Source organism: Streptomyces sp. NPDC088350 (genome assembly GCF_044753545.1).
Classification (GTDB): Bacteria; Actinomycetota; Actinomycetes; order Streptomycetales; family Streptomycetaceae; genus Streptomyces.
Window position 1 is genome coordinate 183,442 of the sequence record NZ_JBIVNL010000006.1, and the last position, 16,362, is coordinate 199,803.

General features: G+C 71.5%; 14 protein-coding genes. 10 read left to right on the forward strand and 4 right to left on the reverse strand.

Annotation, left to right across the window (positions count from 1 at the left end; translation table 11 throughout):
• Window positions 1-67: 67 nt before the first annotated feature.
• On the forward strand, window positions 68-1,414 hold the full coding sequence (locus ACIQBL_RS22250; protein ID WP_401944326.1) for a hypothetical protein: 1,347 nt from the start codon (window positions 68-70) through the stop codon (window positions 1,412-1,414).
• Here ACIQBL_RS22250 and ACIQBL_RS22255 read toward each other — a convergent pair whose 3' ends face one another.
• Together ACIQBL_RS22255 and ACIQBL_RS22260 are read right to left on the reverse strand one after the other, a co-directional pair.
• Complete coding sequence (locus tag ACIQBL_RS22255) at window positions 1,415-2,659, reverse strand: amidohydrolase (RefSeq protein ID WP_401944328.1); 1,245 nt, start codon at window positions 2,657-2,659, stop codon at window positions 1,415-1,417.
• Window positions 2,660-2,826: 167 nt separating this feature from the next.
• Window positions 2,827-3,591: an NPP1 family protein gene (locus ACIQBL_RS22260; RefSeq protein WP_401944329.1), complete on the reverse strand. Its 765-nt coding sequence runs from the start codon at window positions 3,589-3,591 to the stop codon at window positions 2,827-2,829.
• Between the two features lie 423 nt (window positions 3,592-4,014).
• On the opposite strand from ACIQBL_RS22260, the gene ACIQBL_RS22265 reads away from it, so the two are divergent.
• The 4 genes from ACIQBL_RS22265 (at window position 4,015) to ACIQBL_RS22280 (ending at window position 10,320) form a co-directional block, all read left to right on the forward strand.
• Window positions 4,015-7,875: a hypothetical protein gene (locus ACIQBL_RS22265; protein WP_401944331.1), complete on the forward strand. Its 3,861-nt coding sequence runs from the start codon at window positions 4,015-4,017 to the stop codon at window positions 7,873-7,875.
• 121 nt (window positions 7,876-7,996) lie between these two features.
• On the forward strand, window positions 7,997-8,830 hold the full coding sequence (locus ACIQBL_RS22270) for a hypothetical protein (protein ID WP_401944333.1): 834 nt from the start codon (window positions 7,997-7,999) through the stop codon (window positions 8,828-8,830).
• Between the two features lie 151 nt (window positions 8,831-8,981).
• Complete coding sequence (locus tag ACIQBL_RS22275; RefSeq protein WP_401944334.1) at window positions 8,982-9,650, forward strand: hypothetical protein; 669 nt, start codon at window positions 8,982-8,984, stop codon at window positions 9,648-9,650.
• Window positions 9,651-9,747: 97 nt separating this feature from the next.
• Entirely contained in the window at window positions 9,748-10,320 is a 573-nt protein-coding gene (locus tag ACIQBL_RS22280; RefSeq protein WP_401944336.1) for a Uma2 family endonuclease, read from the forward strand.
• A 277-nt stretch (window positions 10,321-10,597) separates the two neighbouring features.
• Here ACIQBL_RS22280 and ACIQBL_RS22285 read toward each other — a convergent pair whose 3' ends face one another.
• The gene (locus tag ACIQBL_RS22285; protein ID WP_401944337.1) at window positions 10,598-10,915 is read right to left on the reverse strand and encodes a DUF6401 family natural product biosynthesis protein; all 318 of its coding nucleotides are present in this window, start codon (window positions 10,913-10,915) and stop codon (window positions 10,598-10,600) included.
• A 112-nt stretch (window positions 10,916-11,027) separates the two neighbouring features.
• Between ACIQBL_RS22285 and ACIQBL_RS22290 the strand changes: the two genes are divergently transcribed.
• From ACIQBL_RS22290 to ACIQBL_RS22310, 5 genes are all read left to right on the forward strand, one after another.
• Window positions 11,028-11,864 carry a helix-turn-helix domain-containing protein gene (locus ACIQBL_RS22290; RefSeq protein WP_401944339.1) on the forward strand — a complete coding sequence of 279 codons (837 nt, stop codon included), beginning with the start codon at window positions 11,028-11,030 and terminating at the stop codon, window positions 11,862-11,864.
• Window positions 11,836-12,093: a DUF397 domain-containing protein gene (locus tag ACIQBL_RS22295; protein WP_401944341.1), complete on the forward strand. Its 258-nt coding sequence runs from the start codon at window positions 11,836-11,838 to the stop codon at window positions 12,091-12,093. The genes ACIQBL_RS22290 and ACIQBL_RS22295 overlap by 29 nt, the downstream gene beginning before the upstream one ends.
• Window positions 12,094-12,141: 48 nt before the next feature.
• Window positions 12,142-13,485: a tetratricopeptide repeat protein gene (locus ACIQBL_RS22300; protein WP_401944343.1), complete on the forward strand. Its 1,344-nt coding sequence runs from the start codon at window positions 12,142-12,144 to the stop codon at window positions 13,483-13,485.
• Between the two features lie 133 nt (window positions 13,486-13,618).
• Window positions 13,619-14,575 carry a permease gene (locus ACIQBL_RS22305; protein ID WP_401945059.1) on the forward strand — a complete coding sequence of 319 codons (957 nt, stop codon included), beginning with the start codon at window positions 13,619-13,621 and terminating at the stop codon, window positions 14,573-14,575.
• On the forward strand, window positions 14,572-15,327 hold the full coding sequence (locus ACIQBL_RS22310; protein WP_401945060.1) for a TIGR03943 family putative permease subunit: 756 nt from the start codon (window positions 14,572-14,574) through the stop codon (window positions 15,325-15,327). The genes ACIQBL_RS22305 and ACIQBL_RS22310 overlap by 4 nt, the downstream gene beginning before the upstream one ends.
• Before the next feature lie 27 nt (window positions 15,328-15,354).
• Here ACIQBL_RS22310 and ACIQBL_RS22315 read toward each other — a convergent pair whose 3' ends face one another.
• A complete protein-coding gene (locus ACIQBL_RS22315; RefSeq protein ID WP_401944345.1) occupies window positions 15,355-16,146 on the reverse strand; it encodes a hypothetical protein in 792 nt (263 codons plus the stop codon).
• Window positions 16,147-16,362 lie beyond the last annotated feature (216 nt).

The following is a 16,362-nucleotide window of genomic DNA, read 5'->3' on the forward strand; positions in this document are numbered from 1 at the left end:
TGCGGTACGAAGTGATCGACGTGATCGCTGTGTTCGCCGTGATCGACGGTTCTATCGGGGAGGGCGTATGCCTGGGACGGTGTTGCTGCTCGCGGCCTCGCCGGTGGGCAGGGGGTGCCTGGTGGACGCGGCGTCCGTGCTGCCGGTCCTCGCGGCCGTCGCCCCGGGTGTCCTGTCCGGCACCGAGACCGCCAACGTTGTCGAACTCGCCGACCCCTTGGAGCCGCAGGCCGTCCTGACCCGGTTGCGGGCCGCGGCCACCGCCTCCGGGCCGCTCACCTTGTTCGTCACCGGGCAGCTCCAACTCGACCGCAAACAGCACCTTCCGCATCTGGCGCTGGCCCGGACTACTCCGGCGACCGTCCGCTACACCGCGTTTCCCTGGGCCTGGGTCCGCGAGGAGTTGCGACTGCGGGCGCCGGGCACGACGACGCTGCTGCTCGATCTCCACGCGGACGCGGAGACCTGGCAGTGGCTGCGGGCCCATCCGCTCGACTCGGGCCGTACGAACGCGGTTTACGGTCGTATCGCGCCTCCGCCGCCTCGGCGTGCGGTGGCTGTGCCGTCGTACATGAAGGCGGTGGCGACGGTTCTGCGGAGCGGGTATCGGCCTCCGTTGGAGGAGTTGCATCAGCAGGCGTTGGGGCGGCTGGGGGCGGAGGGGTACGCGGATGTGGTGTTGTCCGCGGCGGGGGTGGGGGCGGGCGTCCCTGGGGGCTCCGCCCCCAGCCCCCCGTCGGCCCTGAAGGGGCCTCGTCCTCAAACGCCGGACGGGCTGGAAGATGGCGGCCGGAGTGGAAAAGGCGTGGCGCCGAGCCGGGAGGGTGGGCGGCGAAGCCAGGAAGGTGCGCCGCGAAGTCCGGACAGTGCGGCGCCGAGCCGGGAGGGTGCGCGGCGAAGCCAGGAAGGTGCGCCGCGAAGCCCGGACAGTGCGGCGCCGAGCCGGGAAGGTGCGCGGCGAAGCCGGACCAGTGCGCCGCAGGGCCACGACGGTGACCCGCACATCGCTGTCGCCTCCGCTGCCCAGGACGGCCGTCACGCCGACGCCGACGGGATCGCCGCCGAGCATGAGCAGGCCGCTGGGCGGGCGCATGGGCGGGGTTCCGAGGAAGCGCTGCACTGGACCGAAGTCCGGGCCGATCTCGCGATGTTGGCCGGGGATCCGGTGCGCAGTTGCCGGGCGTGGCTCGCGGTGGCCGGTGCGCGGCTGGCGGTGGGGCAGGCGCCCGGTACGGCCGCTGTCGAGGCGGCGGTCGACCGGGCTCATCACCAGTGGGGGCAGATCCATGATCCCGTCCCCGCCCGTGAACTCGGGCTCGCGCTGGCCGAGTTGAGGGGACGGGTGCCGGGGCGTCGGGCGGGCGCCCTGGACCATGTACGGAAGCAGCTCGTGCAACTCCAGGTACCCGGCTAGTCAGTTCACCGTCAGCATCTCCAACGCGCCGGAGACCAGGGTCCGTACACCGGGCGCGATGGTCGACAGGTCCGGTGCGAACCGGGGGCTGTGGTTGCTGGGGACCGCGTGGAACTTCTCCATCAGGTCCGTGCCGGGGGCCGCGTCCCACACGTCCGCCGAGGTGCTCGTCACGAACCAGTAGGAGTACGGCACCCCGTCCGGGACCAGGAGGGGGAAGTCCTCGCTGCCCGTCGCCGGGCCGGGGTCGAAGACCGTGCCCGCGCCGAGGACCTCGGTGTGCACGGCGGCGATCCGGCGGTCGGTGTCCGCGTCGTTGACCACCGTGGGGAGGCTGACGCCGATGGTCACCTCGGGCTCGCGCGGGCAGCCCGCGGCGAGGCACTCGCCGGACGCGATACGGCGGATCGCGGCGATCATCCGGTCCCGTACGTCGGCGGACTGGGTGCGCAGGTTGAGGGAGATCCGGGCCTCGGCCGGGATGATGTTGTGACGGGTGCCCGCCTCGATGCGGCCCACGGTCAGGACGGCGGAGTCGCGGGCCGCGATCTCCCGGGACACGACCGTCTGGAGGCGGGTGACGAGGTAGGCGGCGGTGACGACCGGGTCGACCGTCGTCTCGGGGCGGGAGCCGTGGCCGCCGCGTCCGTGGACCACGATGTCGATGTCCGTCGCGGAGGACATGATCAGGCCGGGGACGTGCGGGTAGAACCCGGCGGGTCCCGGTGCCGCGTGCTGGGCGAGCAGCACGTCCGGGCGCGGGACGCGGTCGTAGAGGCCGTCGGCCACCATCGCCGCCGCGCCCTCACCGGTCTCCTCCGCGGGCTGGCCCACCAGGACCAGCGTTCCCGACCAGGTGTCCCGCCCGTCTGCCAGCGCCCGGGCGGCACCGGCCAGCCAGGTCACGTGCAGGTCGTGCCCGCAGGCGTGCATCACGCCGGGGACCGACGACTCGTACGACAGCCCGGTCTCCTCCCGCACCGGCAGCGCGTCCATGTCGGCGCGCAGCAGCACGGTCGGGCCCTCGCCGTTGCGCAGCACTCCGGCGACCCCGGTGCCGCCGATGCCCTCGACGGTGTCGTAGCCCGCCTTGGTGAGGTGTTCGGCGAGCTTGGCGGCCGTGCGGTGTTCGCGTCCTGACAGCTCGGGGTGGCGGTGCAGGTCCCGGTAGAAGTCCTCCAGGCCGGGGACCGGGAGGCCGGCGGTGAGGTCCAGCGCGGTGCGGGCTGCGGCGGAAGAGGTCACGGGGGGCAGGGTATCGGGGCCGGGTGAGCCGGGGCCCCGGCGGGACGGATGCTGCCGGCCCCTTCCGCCTCGGTGAGTCCGTGCCGGAGGCCCTGGCTGCCGCCGCCGCGAATGTGACACTTCCTACCGGGAGTGTCACATTCGCGGAACTGGGTCCCGGCCGCCCGTCAGGCGTAGGGGTCGAACGTGATGCCGCTCGGCTTGGCGGTGTTGAGCTGGTCGTCGAACCGGGAGTCCTGGAGCGGGAAGTTGGCGCTGCCCCAGTCGGAGGCGTTCAGGATGTCGTGCAGGTTGGTCGCCAGGTTGTCGAAGGTGAGCAGGTTCTCCTGGTGCCACGCGCCGGTGTCGTTCTCCGGGGTCTCGCCCCACTTGGCGAACCGGAAGGCATGGGTGCTCAGGCCGTCCTTGTGGTAGACCACCTGAACCCGCTGGGCGTCCATCGGGACGTCGGCGACGGCCTCGGTGTCGAAGCCGCCGTGCGCGGAGGCCGACAGATACGACGGGGTGTCCGCGCCCACCTTGGCCCAGACGACGATGGACTCCCAGTCGTGGCGGTGGCCGATGCCCGGGGAGGCCTCGTCCTTCTCGAAGTAGCTCGCGTAGATGATCCCGCACCAGCCGTTGTTGCACTTGGCCCGCGAGTAGGTGTTGGCGTTGCCGAGGTGTCCGGAGCGGCACTGGCCGGTGATGGAGCCGGTCGGCTTGAGGCCCCCGTTGAGGTTGCCGGAGGGGTCGATGGCGGCTGCCGGGTAGCAGCTGTCCGTGTCGTAGTCGTACTCCGGCTCGAAGTACTTCTGGAACGAGGTGGCGTTCTCGGGCAGGTTCTGCAGCACGCCCGCGGAGGCGCTGAACGGCAGGGCGACGGTGAGGGCGGCGGCGCTGCCCACGACCGCTGCGGCCCGGCCGAGGCGGTGGGTTCTGGTTCGGGACATCGGGGGGCTCCAGTCGACGGTCCAAGTCCGCGCTCGCCCCGGACATGACAGCCGGGGTGTGCGGACAGAGATTGGCAGACGGAGAGCTCGCCGGAAAGGCCTTTCTGTCAAACGGAGGGCAGCATTTCGCCGAACTGGCGATCACACGTCCACGGCCCGGGTGGTGAACACGCCCACGGTCGGCGGTGGGGCGAGCGGTGAACACGCCCGCGGTCGGCGATGGTTCGCTCCGTGCCCGCGCCCGTGCACCGCGACCGGAATGTCGCCGGGGGTGCCTCCGGCCAGTGCGTTCGACCCGGGACCGCGCACAGGAGCCGTCCGGTGTCACCCGTCCTTCACCTCGGGGCAACCCCGGCGTTTCCCGCCCCTACGTATGGTCATCGCTCCAGATGTCGCTTTCGCCAGGTGTACGGAGGTACGCGCATGGGGCGTCCCGAGCGGCCGGTCGACCCGGGGGCCGGTGCCGTACAGGGGCTCGCGCACGCGTTGCGGGAACTGCGCCGCGCCGCCGGCGGACCCTCGTACCGGACGATGGCGAAGACGGCGGGCTTCTCCGCGACGACCCTGTCCCAGGCCGCGGCCGGCGAACGGCTGCCGACGCTCGCGGTCGTGGAGGGATACGTACGGGCCTGCGGGGGCGACCCGGCCGAGTGGGGCCCGCGCTGGAAGGAGGCCGAGGCGGAGGCCGAGGCGAGCCGGGTCCGCGCGGCGGAACCCGAGGACGCCGGCGGCCCGGTGCCGTATCGCGGGCTGGCCCGGTTCGAACCCGCCGACCGGCACCTCTTCTTCGGCCGGGACCGGGTGGTCGCCGAGGTCAACGCGCTGGTCTGCGACCACCGGTTCGCGGTGTTGTTCGGTCCCTCGGGCAGCGGCAAGTCGTCCCTGCTGCGGGCCGGGCTGATCGCACGGCTGCGGGAGGAGATCGCGGCACGCGGCTGCCCCGCGACACTGCGCGTCCTCACCCCCGGGCCGACCCCCGCCACCACCTACGGGCACCTGCTCACCCCCGCCCCCGGGGAACCGGAGAGCTGGGTGGTGGTGGACCAGTTCGAGGAGGTCTTCACGCTCTGCTCGGACGCGCGCGAACGGTCCCGTTTCGTCGACCTGCTCCTGGCGGCCCGCGACCCGGACACCCGGCTGCGGGTGCTGGTCTCCGTCCGCGCCGACTTCTACGCCCGCTGCGCCGAACACCGGGGCCTGGCCGACGCGTTGCGCGGGGCCGCGCTGCTGCTCGGTCCGATGACGGCGGAGGAGTTGCGGGAGGCGGTGGTCGGCCCGGCCCAGGCGGCCGGCTGCCTGGTCGAGCGGACCCTGACCGCCCGCCTGGTGGAGGAGGTCCTCGGCGAACCCGGCGGCCTGCCGATGCTCTCCCACGTCCTGTTGGAGACCTGGCGCCGCCGCAGGGGCCGGATGCTCACCCTCGCCGGTTACGAGGCCGCCGGCGGAGTACGCGGCGCGATCGCGACGACGGCGGAGGAGGTGTACGGAGGACTCTCCCCGGCGGAGGCCGCTGCCGCCCGCCACCTGCTCCTCCGCATGGTCGTCCCAGGTCAGGGCACCCCGGACACCCGCCGCCCGCTGACCCGGGCCGAGTTGGCGGAGTGGGGCGACCCCGAGGTGCCGGTGGTGCTGGAACGACTGACCCGGGCCAGGCTGCTGACGGCCGACGAGGACGGCGTGCAACTGGCCCACGAGGCCCTCATCACCTGCTGGCCCCGCCTCCACGACTGGATCGAGCGGGACCGGGAACGGCTCCGCCACCACCGGATGCTGACGGACGCGGCGCGTACGTGGCTGGAGCACGACCGGGATGCCGGGGCGCTGTATCGGGGGACGCGGTTGGCGCGGGCGGAGGAGTTGTTCGGGGAGCCAGTCGGCGGTCCTGCGGGCGGCGGACCCGACCTCGCCCTGACCAGCCCCGGTCTCGCCCTCACCACCCCCGAGCGGGGCTTCCTCACCACCCCCGAGCGGGCCTTCCTCGCCGCCGCGCTCGACGCCCGCGCCGCCGAGCGCCGAGCCGCCGCCCGGATCAGTCGCAGGCACCGCGCGCTGACCGTGTCGTTGTCCGCCGTGCTCGCGGTGGCGGTGGTGGCGGCCGTCGCGGTGTGGCACGAGCGGAGCGACGATCTGCGGCGGCGTACGCAGAGCGCGGCGCGGCGGGTCGCCGACGTGGCCGACGCGCTCCGGACCACCGATCCGCGTACCGCGCAGCAACTGGGCGTCGCGGCTTGGCGCACGGCCGAGTTGCCGGAGTCGCGTCGCGCCCTGCTCGGTTCCCTCGCGCAGGCGGAGACGGACACGTTCGCCGATCCCGCGCCCGGCGAGGACACCCTGCGCGTGCTCACCGACGGCGGCCGTACGCTGCTCAGCGCGAGTGGCCGTAGCAGCCGTAGCGGCCATACCTGGCGCACCTGGGACGTGATCACGCACCGTGCCATCGGCTCGGGCCGGATACCCACCGGCACGGTGACCGGCGTCGGCGCGTCCGCGCGTGTCCTCGGGGTCACCGACGGGGACGGCGGGCTGCGGCTGTGGAACACGGTCACCCGGAGCTGGACCGGCGGCGGTTCCGCGCTGCACGACGTGGGCGGCGTCCACTTCACCGGCGACGGCCGCTCCCTCCTCACCACCGAGGGCGACCGCGTACGGCTGCGCTCGGTCGCCGACGGCCGGGTCACGTCCGAGGTGCGGGCGCCCGACGTGACGCTCACCGCGGTGAGCAGGGACGGTCGTACGGTCGCGGCCTGCTCGGGCAACACCCTGCGCCTGTGGAACACGGCCGACTCCCGCTTCCTCCAAGGCAGTTGGCAGCAGGATCACCGCATCTGCGACACCGACACCCCCTTCCTCGCCCTCTCCGGCGACCGCCTCGCCGCCGCCACCGTCGACGGCACCGGACTGCGCGTCTGGGACACCGCGACGGGCCGCAGGGTCGCCGACCTCCAGGACACCGGGGTGCGGTCCGCGTCGTTCAGCCCGGACGGCGCCTTCGTGGCGACGGAGGACGGTTCGGAGCTGCGCGTCCGGCGGCTCACGGACCCCGGCGCCCCCGTCTTCCGCCACGCCCTCAACAACCAGCACCTCTACGGCGGCCTCGTCTGGGACCGCGACGGCCGGACCCTGCGCTATCTGGAGAGCGGCACCGTCCACACCCTCGACCTCGGCGAGGCGGTCACCTCCGCCTGGCGGGCCACCGCCCTGGACGACGTCCGGTTCAGCCCCGACGGCCGCACCTACGCGACCACCCGGCGCACCAGCGATCACTATCTCTTCCGCCTCTACGACACCTCCGACGGCCGTGTCCTGCACACCTTCCCGCCCGTCCCGGTCCCCGTCTCCACCGACCCCGCCCTGCCGACCGTCCCCGCCGACACCGTCCCCCTGATGGCCTTCGGCCCGGATGGCACCCGGTTCGCGTACGGGGTCTCGGCGCCGGGCCGGGAGGCGGTGGCGCAGCGGTTCGGGGTGTGGGACGTGCGGCACGGGAGGTCCCTGGCCTCGCTGGACCTGCCCGGCGCGGCGGTCGTCTCGCTCGCTCTCGGCCCGGGCGGCGGCCACACCCTGCACGCGGTCCGGGACACCTCCGTCGGCCAACTCGCCGATGAGACATGGGACTTCACGCGCCTGCGCCGGACCTCCGTCCTGACCGGCGTGACCGGCTCCCACCTCGCCGTCCGCCCGGACGGCGCGCTCCTGGTCGGCGAGGGGCGCGTGGCCGCACTGCCCTCGGGCCGTTCCACCGCGCGCGACCTCGTGCAGGGCGACGAGATCGGCGCCCTGGCCTTCAACGCCGACGGCTCCACCCTGGCGGTCGGCGACCAGACGGGCCGGGTCGACCTGTGGGAGGGGGACGGGCACGGGCACGGGGACGGAGGCAGGGGTGCGGGGGGAACCATCGGCCACCGCGTCGGCATCCTGCGCAACGTCTTTCCCGCCCCCGTCGGCACCACCCCGGAGGGCATCGCCGCCCTCGCCTTCAGCCCCGACGGCGGCACGCTGGCGGTTGCCGGTGACGCGGGCAGCCTTCAGCTCTGGGACGTGGCGACCCAACAGCCGCTCAGCAGCGGCCCGTTGACGACTCCGGGCGAGGCCATCACGTCGCTCGCCTTCAGCCCGGACGGGACCACGGTGTTCGCGGGCAGCGCGCACGTCCCGCTCCAGCGGTACGCCGTGGATCCGGAGCGGGCGCGGGCACGGGTCTGCGCGAGGACGGGGGACGCGGAGCTGACGCGGGCGCAGTGGCGGACGTATGTGCCGGACGCGCCGTACCGCCGCATCTGCTGAGGACCACCGGCCTTCGCGGCCTTCACCCGTACGGCCCAGCCCACGCGGCCACGCCTCCGCGGCGCTGCTCCACTTGTCGGTAACAGGGGGCCGGTAGTACCCAGCAAAGGAAGTGCCGCTCATGGCTGTCCCTGAATCCACCCTCGCCATCAACTTCACCCAGGGGCTGAACGACGCCTGGTCGAAGGTCGCGCAGTTCGTGCCCAAGCTCGTCGGTTTCCTGGTCGTCCTGGCCATCGGCTGGTTCGTGTCGAAGATGATCGCCCGCGTCCTGGACCGGGTGCTGCGCAGGGTCGGCTCGGAGAAACTCTCCGAACGGGCCGGTACAGCGAGGATGCTGCGGGACTCCACGTACGACATGACCGGCATCGTCTGCAAGATCGTGTACTACGCGCTGATGCTGATCACCCTCCAGCTCGCGCTCGGCGTCTTCGGCGCCAACCCGGTCAGCACGATGATCAACGGCATCGTCGCCTGGCTCCCGCGCGGCATCGTCGCCGTGGTCCTGATCGTCGTCGCGATGGCCATCGCGAACGCGGTCCGCGGGATCGTCGGCAGCGCCCTGTCGTCGATGTCGTACGGCAGGATGCTCGCGACCCTCGTCTGGGCCTGCATCGTGGCGCTGGGCGTGATCGCGGCCCTCGGCCAGGCGGGCATCGCGACCTCGGTCACCCAGCCGGTGCTGTACGCGGCTCTCGGGACCGTCGCCGGCATCATGATCGTCGGTGTCGGAGGCGGCATGATCGCGCCGATGCGCCAGCGCTGGGAGCGGATGCTGACGACGGCGGAGCGCGAGACGACCCACGCGAAGGGCAGCCTCACGGCGTACCAGGCGGGCCGCGAGGACGCGATGACCAACCAGCCGGTGCGGGAGCGCACGGACATGGGGACGGACACCCGGCGGGACACGGGCATGGACTCGCGCCGGGACATGTCGGGGTCGTCCGACAGGTAAGGCGGCATACGCGCAGGTGAGGGCAGTGGTCCGGAGTTGATTCGCCCCGTGGGCGGGACTGTCCGATCAACTCCCCGGCGATGACGATCGGAGGCGTCGCCACCCGTCGCGGGTGGTGGCGCCGACCGACGTATCGACGAGGAGAACGACCATGAAGGTGTTCCCGCGTGGCCGCCGCCGACTGACCCTGCTGGCGCCCGCTCTCGCCCTGGTGCTCATCCCCTTCTCCACGGGGACCGCCAGCGCCAACTCCAGCCCCGGCTGGGGCGACGACAAGCCCGACGTGCTGGCGAGCTGCAACCACGCGGGCGGCAGCCGGAAGCCCGACTCGTGCCAGTACCACGAGGTCAACGCCTGGACCGCGCTCGGCAAGCGGCACCAGGCCAGCAACGTGGTCGCGAACTGCGGCGGCACCGACAACGGCACGTACGCCGTGAACTACAGCTACGCGACGAACACCTCGTACTCCTACGAGCAGGGCCAGAGCATCGAGGTCAGCGCGGGCCTGTCGGACACCATCGAGGCCGGCATGTCCGTCAGCTCGACGAGCTCCGAGACCTGGACCCTCGGCAACACCCGCACCGCGAGCAGCACCATCACCAACACGATCCGCCCCGGCTACAAGGGCGCGTACTGGTTCGCGCCGTACGTCCGCCACTCGGTGGGCTGGCTGGAGGTCCACTACGGCAAGCGGGTCGACGGCCACTACTACTGGTACTACCCGGGCCAGGGCTCCTCTGGCATCCACATCGACACCCCCGTCGCCTGGTCGGACGGTTCGCTGAAGGGGGAGCTGTACTGGTCCACGTGGAAGTGCTGAACCCGCGTGACCTGGTGAGCCGGACGGGGCTCGGCCGCTGGGGCCGGGCTCGCGTTCGTCGAACAACCGAGAACATCGGCCGTGGCTACCATGCAGTATGACCGAGCGTGCCGTTTACCACCGTCTGCGTGACCTGCGCGAGCGCTTCACGCCGCCGCCGGGTGTCACGTACCCGGAGATCAGCGACGGGATGTTCCTCATGACGATGAGCCCCTGCCGTCGGCACCAGGTCGCTGCCGCTGATCTACGTGATCAGCTCGCCCCGCAGGTTCCGGTCGGTGTCGGTGTCTTCGAGGCCTCCGACACCGGCGACGAAGTCCTCGGCAGGCTCCGGATCCCCGACCTCGTTGTCGCTACGGGCGAGGCCACCATGCCCCTGCTGGCCGTTGAGGTCGTCTCCCCGTCGAACCCCCGCACCGACTACGAGGACAAGAGCCGCGACTACCCGGCCATGGGCATCCCCCGCTACCTGATCGTCGACCCGCGCGACGGCACATGGACGTACCAGTGGGAGATCGGCGGGCGGGGCGGTTCCCCGGCGTACGAGAACCGTCTGCGTCTGCCGTACGGCCGGACCGTCACCATCGCGACGGAACTGGGGGAGTGGAAGATCGAGACCGGCGGGCTGCCGCTCTACTCGCGCGAGGACATGATGCTTCCGCCGGAGTGAGCGGCGTGGTGCCCGCCCGGGGGGCGGTCCGCCGCCTTGGCCGGGCTTGCCGCCGCCGCGCCGACCAGGGCGGCCACGGCGATGACGGCGGCGCAGAATCCTCTGACGTAACGCGCGGACATACCTACCTCGCAACGGCAGTGACAGCGACAACGGCGACGGCAACGACTGCGACGACAGCGATGAGTTAAGCACGCTTAATGTGTGCCTAACTTAAGGGGTTGGAGTGCGCAACGGGAAGGGCTTCAGGGGGAGTTGAGCCAACGGAAACCGGTTTTCAGTCACCTCGGCGCTGCTCCGGAAGCAGCCCGTGCCGGTGCACCAGCCAGCTGATGGCCGTCAGCCTGCACACCGCGTAGTCGTGCCCGACCGGCTCCCGCCAGTCCAGCTCCGCGAGCGCGTCCAGGAAACCGAGCGCGTAGTCCGTGAGGTCGGCGTGGTCCGGGGGCGGGGGTACGAGGTCGGGCCCTCCAGCTGACAGGCGTTCCCGCAGCTCCGCCACATGCTGGTCCACGGTGGCCGTGAAGGCAGGCTCGAACGCGAACTCCGCGAAGCGGGGCCCGTACGCGCTGCTGATCTTGGCCAAAGGGGACATTTCTCCACCATACGTTACGTGCGTTATGGAGAATTCGTGATTCTCATCACCCGGGCGGTGCCGGGTGGTTACTGTCGGCGACAGGCCGTAACTACTCGGAGGTGGCTGTCGCATGGTCCACGTTCGTCAACTCGACCCGAGCGCATCCCCGTTGGACTACTTCGGCTATGAATGCCGTCGACTGAGGGAAGCGGCGGGTCTCACGCTGGAGGGCCTCGGCAAGATCCTCTACTGCACCGGCTCCCTCATCGGGCAGATCGAGACGGCCCAGAAGGTCCCGACCCGGAACTTCGCCGAGCGCCTCGACGCCGCGTTCATGACCGACGGGTCTTTCACCCGCATGATCGGCATGGTTCTGCGGAGCCAGCTACCCAACTGGTTCCAGGCGTACGCGGATATGGAGGCGAAGGCAGCCTTCATCTCCACCTATCAGTGTCAGGTGGTCTACGGCCTGCTCCAGACGCCGGAGTATGCGGCGGCGGTACTGGCCGTCGACTACCCGGAAAAGATCGAGGAGATGGTCGCGGCGCGCATGGAGCGCCAGCGCATCCTGGAGAAGAAGCAGCCGCCCGCTGTCTGGGTCGTCCTCGACGAGGCCGTGTTGTACCGCGAGATCGGCGGCCGTGAGGTCATGCGGAAGCAACTGGCCCGTCTGGTGAGCTACCGCGAGAACCCCTGGGTGAACATTCAGGTACTGCCGTTCACTGTTGGCGCGCACGCCGCGACGATGGGCTCCTTCAATCTCCTGCGCTTGGACGACGACCCGGACATCTACTACTCAGATGGCTACGACCAGGGACACATGACCGCCAACCCGGAAGTCATCAGGGAGCGTTCGGTCGGATACGCTCGCTTGCAGGCCTGCGCCCTCTCGGTGGAGGACTCAGCCGACCTGATCGCGCGCGTGATGGAGGAACGTTATGGAGACCCGGCGGAAGACGTGGCGTAAGTCCAGCTACAGCGGCAGCAACGGCGGTGACTGCATCGAGTGCGCCCCCATCGGCACGGTCACGTGGCGCAAGTCGTCCTTCAGCGGCAGCAACGGCGGCGAGTGCGTCGAGGTCGCCACCGCAGCCACCCCCTGCATCGCAATCCGTGACTCCAAGAACCCCGGCGGAGCCGTTCTCACCGTCTCCCGTCGCCGCTTCGAGGACTTCGTCAACTCACTCTCGATGTAACTGAGTTACTCGCCAGTCTGTAACTCGGCTTACTGGCATGATTAATGCATGGTGAGACGGGACGACCCGGAAGTCATCGGGCGCAGGGTCCAGCAGTTGCGGCACGAACGTGGGCTGACTCAGCGGCAGTTGGCCGAGCCCGCCTACACGCCCGCGTACATCTCCACCCTTGAGGCCGGCCGGGTCCGCCCCTCCGACGACGCGCTGCGCCACCTCGCCGACCGACTGGGCGTCGCCTACGACGAGTTGGCGACCGGCCGCCCCGCCCACCTCGCCACCGAGCTGCGCCTGCGGCTGACCGGCGCCCAACGCACCCTGGCGACAGGGGAGTCGGAGGAAGCCGCCGAGCTGTACGCCGAGCTGCTGGAGGAGGCCGAGTCGCACGGGCTGGCCGACGAGGAGGCCATCGCGCTGCTCGGACTCGGCGAGTGCGGCCTCGACACCGGTGACCTCTCCGCCGCCACCCTGTACTTCGAGCGCGCCGAACAGCGCCTGGCCGACGAACCGCTCCCCGCCCGCGTCCCCGCCCTCCGGGGCCGTGCCGTGGCGCACTACCTCACCGGTGAACTCCGTTACGCCGTCTACCTGTTGGAGTCCACGCTCGACGAGCTGAACCGTGGCGGCCTGCACGATCCCGACGCGCTGCTGCTGCTCTACGCGAGTGCCATCGGGCCGTACATGGACATGGGCGCGCACGCGCGGGCAGCGCAGGCGGCGGAGTTGGCGCTGGCGCTCGCGCCGCAGGTGGCGGACCCGGCGCTGCTCGCCCGTATGCACCGGTCGGTGGCGCGGACCCTGATCGCGGAGGGCAAGGTCGCCGAGGCGGACGCCTCGCTCGCGAAAGCCGCCGATCTGTACCGGCAGCTCCAGTTCCGTACCGAACTCGCCAACTGTCACTGGATGCGCGGCTACGTCTATGCCCAGGACGGCGAACTGGAGCGCGCCGAGGTCGAGTTGAGGCAGGCGCTGGCGATGCTGACGGCGAAGCGCGCGGCGCTGTACAGCAGCCAGGTCGCCGTCGAACTGGCCGACGTCCTGCACAAACGCGGCAAGTCCGACGAGGCCGCCGCCCTCCTCCACGACGTCCTGAGCGACCTCAGCTCCGAACGCGGCGCCCTGCACTCCGCCGCCGCCCACCGCCTCCTCGGCATCATCGCCGAGGACGCCCGTGACACGGACGCGGCCGAGGAGCACTACGTCCGCGCCCTCAGCCTGCTGGAACGCGCGGGCGCGGCCGGCGACCTGGCCGACCTGTGCCGCATGCTCGGCGATCTGCTGCGTCGTACCGGACGGGTGGAGGCGGCCCTCGACGCCTACCGCACCGGCCTCGGGCACCGTACGGCGCCCGGCACGACCACCCTCGGCCCGGCCCCCGCACAGCCTCCTCTTTGACGAACCCGGGGTGCCGCACAGCGCCGGCCGTTACCGTGCGACGTACGAGTCGTAGTCGTGCGAAACGGGATGAGACAGGCGCGTGCAGAACGAACGGACCGTGGCCGACGGCCTGCGCCTCGCCGTACGCGCCATGGTCTACGCGGTACTCGGCGGCGCCGCGCTCCTGGCCATCGCCACCGTCGTCTCCGTCCTCGGCCCGATGCTGGCCCTCGACCTCTACACCCCGCCCGTGGCCGCCTGGTGGACGGTCTTCACGGCGGTCGCGGTCCAGGGCGTGCCGTTCCTGTTGCTGGGCACGGTCGTCTCGGCGGCGATCGGCGCGTTCGTCCCCGAGCGGGTGTTCACCAAGCTCCTCCCCCGCAACCAGGCCCTCGCCGTCCCGATCGCGGGCGCGGCCGGAGTCGTACTCCCCGGCTGCGAGTGCGCGTCGGTACCGGTGGCGAGCAGCCTGATGCGGCGGGGTGTCGCCCCGGCGGCAGCCCTGGCATTCCTGCTCTCGGCCCCGGCGATCAACCCGGTTGTCCTGGTGGCCACTTCGATCGCCTTCCCGGGCCAGCCGAAGATGGTCCTTGGCCGACTTCTCGCGTCCCTCGCGACGGCGGTGGTGATGGGCTGGCTGTGGGCGAGATTCGGCCGCGAGGAGTGGCTACGACTCCCGGAGCGCACGCGGGCGGTCCACTCGACCGTGGGCGTGAAGGCCTTCGTCGCCGGCCTGCAACACGACTTCCTGCACGCGGGCGGCTTCCTCGTCCTGGGCGCGGCAGCGGCGGCGACCTTCAACATCGCCGTACCGCGTTCGGTCCTGGACATCTTCACGGGTTCTTCTTGGCTGTCGCTGCTCCTGCTCGCGCTGCTGGCGGTGGTGCTGTGCGTGTGCAGCGAGGCGGACGCGTTCGTCGCGGCCTCGCTGAGCGGGTTCTCCCCGGCGGCGAAGCTGGCGTTCATGGTGGTGGGCCCGATGGTGGACCTGAAACTCATCGCGCTCCAGGCGGGCACGTTCGGCCGTGCCTTCGCGTTCCGCTTCTCCTCGACGACCTGGCTGGTGGCCGTGACGAGCAGCACGCTGGTGGGGTGGTGGCTGCTGTGAGGCGCTACGGCTCGGCGGTCCTGCTGCTGCTCACGGGCGGGGCGGTGGTGCGGATCTCGCTCTTCAGCGATCTGTATCTGCGGTACGTGCAACCGGCTCTGCGCCCGTACCTGATCGTGTCGGGAACTCTGTTGATCCTCCTGGGAGTTGCGGCGGCGATCAGGGCGGCGCTGCACCGCCAGGAAGAAGAGGAACACGATCACGAGGACCACGAGGACCATGGGCATGAGCATGGGCATGGGCATGCGGGCGGTCCGCGCATCGCCTGGCTCCTCACCCTCCCCGCCCTCGCCCTCCTCCTCTTCCCGCCCCCGGCGCTGGGCTCGTACAGCGCGTCCCGCGAGGAGGCGGAGCGTGCGGCGCAGGGCGTGGGCACTTTCCAGGCGCTCCCCGCCGGGAAGGTGCTGGACATCTCGGTCGCCCAATACAGCTCGCGGGCGATCTACGACACCGGTCACTCCCTCAAGGGCCGCACCCTTCGCATGACCGGCTTCGTGACCCACGGCGACAACGGCACCTGGTACGTCACCCGTCTCCTCGTCACCTGCTGCGCCGCCGACGCGACCACCAGCAAGGTCGAGATCCGGGGCGACGAAGCCGATGGGGCTCCCCAGACCGACACCTGGGTCACCGTCACCGGCACGTGGATCCCCAAAGGCAAGCTCGGCACGGACGGGGCGTGGCCGCCGCTGCTCCACGCGACGGACGTCAAGCAGGTGGCACAGCCGGCGGATCCGTACGAGAAGCACTGACCTGCGTCTCGGACCGGCGGTCGGCTCCTAGATCTGCACCCGGCCCTGCCGCTGCACATCCGTGAGCCGTTGCGCGCCGATCTCCAGTGCCTGGCCGGTCGCGTCCGGGGGGACGTCCGCGAGGCCGCCGTTGGTGAGGGTGATGGTGTCGTCGCCGATGCGGACGGCGGCGGTGTCGAGGGTGAGGGTGGACTGGTCGCCCTCGGGGGTGGTGCCGGTGAGGGTGAGGTGGAGGCCCTGGCGGGCGTCGCCGACATTGGGGAGGTTGGCCTCCGTGACCGTCACGGTCTGGGTGCCCGAGCGGGTCGTCGTCGCCGTGAACTGGGCGCATTTCTGCGGGAGCGTTTTCAGCCAGGCCAGGGTGCGGTCCACGTCGGCGGGTGGGAACGCGGCGACCTGGTAGTGGAGTTGGGCTCCGACGTCGGTGTTGTCCAGGCCGATCACCGCCTGGGTGGCGGCGGGGGTGCCGAGGAGTTCGTCGGCGTAGAGGGCGTCGAGGAGGCGTTGGCAGTCGGGGGCGTCGGCCTTCGCTTTCAGCAGGCTGTCGTGCCAGGTCGCCGTGCCCTGTGTCGGGGTCCAGGGGGCGCCCAGGTCCGTGTCCGTGATCAGCGCGGCCTGTGCCTGGGCCGGGGTCAGGACGGGGGCGGCGGCCGGGGAAGCGTGGGCGGCGGGGGTGGTTCGCACGGCTGAGGGGGAGGGCGCGCTCGTCACCTTGTGCAGCGCGGCTTCGTTCGCACAGCCGGCCGCGGTCAGCAGCGTGCCCGCGGACAGCGCGGACAGCGCGGAGGCGAGGAGGACACGGGCCGGGGTGCGGGTCATCGAGGGTCCCTCCTGGGGTGTGCGGGGTGTGCGGGGCGGGGCGGGTGTCGCGTACGTGGAGTTCCGAAGTACCGAGGTGCCGAAGTACCGAGGTGCAGAGGTGTCGAGGTGTCGAGGTGCAGAGGTGCCGAGGTGTCGGTGTGCCGGAGTCCCGGACGCGGGTTCGCCGTGCTCGCTTCCACGGCACCATCGCCCGCGCCTGCCCACCAGCGCGCC